This is a genomic window from Bacteroidales bacterium (genome assembly GCA_031275285.1).
Taxonomy (GTDB): Bacteria; Bacteroidota; Bacteroidia; order Bacteroidales; family UBA4181; genus JAIRLS01.
In genome coordinates this window covers 1-3533 of sequence record JAISOY010000197.1, presented here as the reverse complement: position 1 = coordinate 3533, position 3533 = coordinate 1, and the positions used below count along the sequence as shown (strand labels likewise).

Annotated in this window: 3 protein-coding genes; all 3 read right to left on the bottom strand. The window is 43.1% G+C overall.

Annotated elements, in window-relative coordinates:
- Positions 1-1029: beta-galactosidase (locus LBQ60_19300; protein MDR2040075.1), on the bottom strand; the 1029-nt coding region annotated here is incomplete at its 3' end.
- Positions 1030-1246: 217 nt separating this feature from the next.
- Positions 1247-2251, bottom strand: coding sequence for a glycosyltransferase (locus LBQ60_19295; GenBank protein ID MDR2040074.1), 1005 nt, complete (start codon positions 2249-2251; stop codon positions 1247-1249).
- Positions 2227-3533, bottom strand: a 1307-nt coding sequence (locus LBQ60_19290) for a YfhO family protein (protein ID MDR2040073.1), incomplete at its 5' end; no start/stop codon positions are given. The genes LBQ60_19290 and LBQ60_19295, both read right to left, overlap by 25 nt.

The following is a 3533-nucleotide window of genomic DNA, read 5'->3' as shown; positions in this document are numbered from 1 at the left end:
ATATAAACCGTCAGGCCACCAACCTTGGTCGAGCGGGCCGTAATGAAAGAGGTCTTTGTTGTTCAATTGCATACGCATCAATCCATTCGCATCCCGTTTGGTGGATATTTTGCGGAGAGCGGTGTAAGATTTCACTTCATCTGTCACCGAACCCGAAGAAGTGAGTAATATTTTCATGTCGTACAGGTAAGGATTATCCGTGCTCCATAACACAGGATGATCAATGTGCAGGCGAAGCTCTTTTCCTTGTACCCCTTTAGCGGAGGCGATTACCTTTCCTTTGTCGATTAATCTGACTTCTACAATGTCTGTAACACGGCAAGTTGCTGTGGAAACAGTTACGCGGATAAGATTTTCATCAATATTGGGAATAGATTTGATCGTTGTTATATGGTTTTCGGAAACAGGTTCCAGCCAGACCGTCTGCCAGATGCCTGTAACCGGCGTGTACCAGATACCTTCGGGATTTATCACTTGTTTTCCACGAGGCTGATAACCTTTGTCTGTCGGATCCCATACGCGAACGACTAATTTATGCTTATTTCTCCCGCTCAAATAGGGAGTGATGTCAAATGAGAAAGGCGTATATCCTCCTTGATGCGAGCCGATTAGAATGTCATTGATAAAAATGTCCGCTATCCAGTCGACGGCTCCGAAGTTCAGTTTTACATGCTTATTTTTCCAGTTGGACGGAATCGCAAACTCACGTTTATACCAAAGTTCATTTGTGCCGCCTACTTCTTTCTGTACGCCGGATAAAGACGATTCGACGGCAAAAGGTACTAATATTTGCCCGTCAAAAGTAGCCGGTTCTACGTTCCCTTTCGGCGCAATTGCATATTCCCACAGGCCGTTCAGATTTATCCATTCACCCCGCTCTATTAAAGGCCTGGGATATTCAGGCAATACTTTGGATGGGTCAACTTGTTCAGCCCAAGGTGTTTTAATTTTGTCTCCTGCCGGTTTCCATTGTGCTTGAATGTTTATTGCAGTAGCGAAGACACAGAATAAAATAATTGCTTTTTTCATGACATGCAGTTTATGATTTTTGTATTCATTAATTTATTATTTCTGAAATCCGGATATATCAGCTTCTCCATAGCTGCTTTGTTTGATTTTCCCACCACGGGAAAGGTTATACCGTCGTTATATTGAATCTTTGATTGTAACAGTCTGTACCGGTATTTGTAATGTTTGTTCCATGAAACAATGTGTGATCTCTTTTGGAGGTATTAAAAACATCATATCAGTTGCTTTTTTTGTAATACTTTTTCAGTTCGGATTCCGTATCTGTTTTCTGTTTGAAAATTACTTTGCGTACATACGCATTCAGAAAACCGCTCCCATATCCAACTAATTGAACAAGGCCGGTCACTATGGAAAGGCATGCAATCGAAAAGTTCCTGTTTACAACCCATGATTCAATGAACAGTGCAAACAGATAAATACCTATCGGAAGCAGCGCCCATAAACAGATAAAAGAAGATAAGCACAAGAAAACTGTTCCTAAAACAAAACAGCCCGGCAATAAATGAACCGGCTTCAAGGATGCAGGATGTAACTGATATAATCCGACCCGTGCCATACCAAATACATAAACCTGCCTGTAGAAAGACTTTAAATTAACACGCCGTTTATGATATACGTAAGCGTCAGGGAATAATTCTACGGAGAATCCTGCTTTGCGTATGCGGGTACTTAAATCAATATCTTCACCAAACATATCCTTAAACCCGCCTACCGCATGATAAACCTTACGGGAAAAACCCATATTGAAGGTACGCGGAACAAACTTTTCCAATCCTTTTTTACTTCCCCGGATACCACCGGTAGTTAGAAATGATGTCATGGAATGGCTGACAGCTTTTTGCATCCGTGAGAAAGAAACATGAGCTTTGTCGGGGCCGCCGAAGCAATCGGCATTTGTTTCTTCCAGATACGTCGTTATTTTCTGAAAATAATCCTCAGGGATGATACAGTCCGAATCGAAAAATATCAGGAAATCTCCCTCTGCATGCTCCATACCATAATTGCGTGTCAGGCTACGCCCCGAATTGGGTTTGAAGAAATAGCGAAGATCCAATATTTCTTCGTATTTCTTCACTACCAGATCACAACGAACTGTCGACCCGTCTTCTATGACAAGAGTTTCGAAATCCTTACAGGTTTGACGTGACAGGCTGTCCAACAGTTCGCAAACCTCTGCCGGCCGATTATAAACAGGTATTATAACTGAATATTTTTTTTCCATATTTTCCACCCTGTCCATCCGATTACTCCAATTAACAACAACAAAATCAGGAAAGAACTGAACGACGAAACATAAGCGGCGGCAATATACCGATCGGGCAAAAACTCAAAAACAATCGTATGTTCTCCGGCCGGGACACACATGGCGCGCAAGATCCAGTCTGCACGGAAATGTGATGCTTCCTGTCCGTCGATCTTTACTTTCCATCCCGGCCGGTAATATATTTCGGAAAAGACGGCCACCTGCTCAGCCGAAGTCTTACTTTTATAGGTGAGACGGTTGGGACGGTAATTCTCCAGGATAATAGTAGCCGTCGAATCCTGTTGTGGAGTAAATCCTTCCAGTTCCGGGGCAAATCGTTTATCTATAGCAGCTGTTTCCAGCGGTTGAATGGTTTCCAACGCGGCAATCTCGGCATCTGCATTATCAACAATCTCTATTTCCTGCACAAACCAGCAATTACCAAAAGCAAATGGATTTCTCAGAGGCGGCTGTTCTGCATTATATATAATGTAGCGTGTGTTTAGCATATTCAGTGACGGAGATGTGGCTAATGCCGGATAGATATCTTCAAAAGAGCGTGCGTTTTGAAAAGCATTGACAATTTGCTGATATTCCTTATTCAATCTGTACTCTATCAATTCCTGATATCGGCGCAGTTTCACCGCATGGTATCCTCCCACCGAATGATGAAAATAGGAAACATCTGTGTTTTGCCAGGGATTGTCCAGTCCCAATACACGGAAGGAATCGGTGTCTTTCAGGATTTCCTTGTCGGCAATGCTCTCTTTATAAGTTTCTTCCGGCTTTTCACGGGTGTAACTTCCGTCATTGATGTAACGGCGGTCTATTGTCCAGAGGTCTGCCAGTATCAGGATAGCTATTCCGGCGCTCACGATGACGGCAGAGGTTTTTTTCGTTTTTGATTTACGGAACCAGAAAAGTAATCCGGCACCCAATATGATGAAAATCAGGGAGCGAAATGCGTCTGAAGAAGCCAGCGAAGCCCGGTCGATGACTAAGGCGTTGTAATACCATTCGGGTACCTGACTGATAAACTGAGCATCATAAGAAGATTTAAAGTCAAGAAGTAATGAAGGGATTAACCAAATAACCAGACAGATACCGCCGGTAACTCCCAACGACCAGGCAAAACCTTTCTTTAGCTGTTTCTCTTCTGCCTCTCCGGCCAGAATCAGGTGAAGCCCCCAGATAGCTATGACAGGAAAAACCAGGCCGGGGATAACTAAAGCCATCTCTACCGTCCTGAATTTGTTGTATA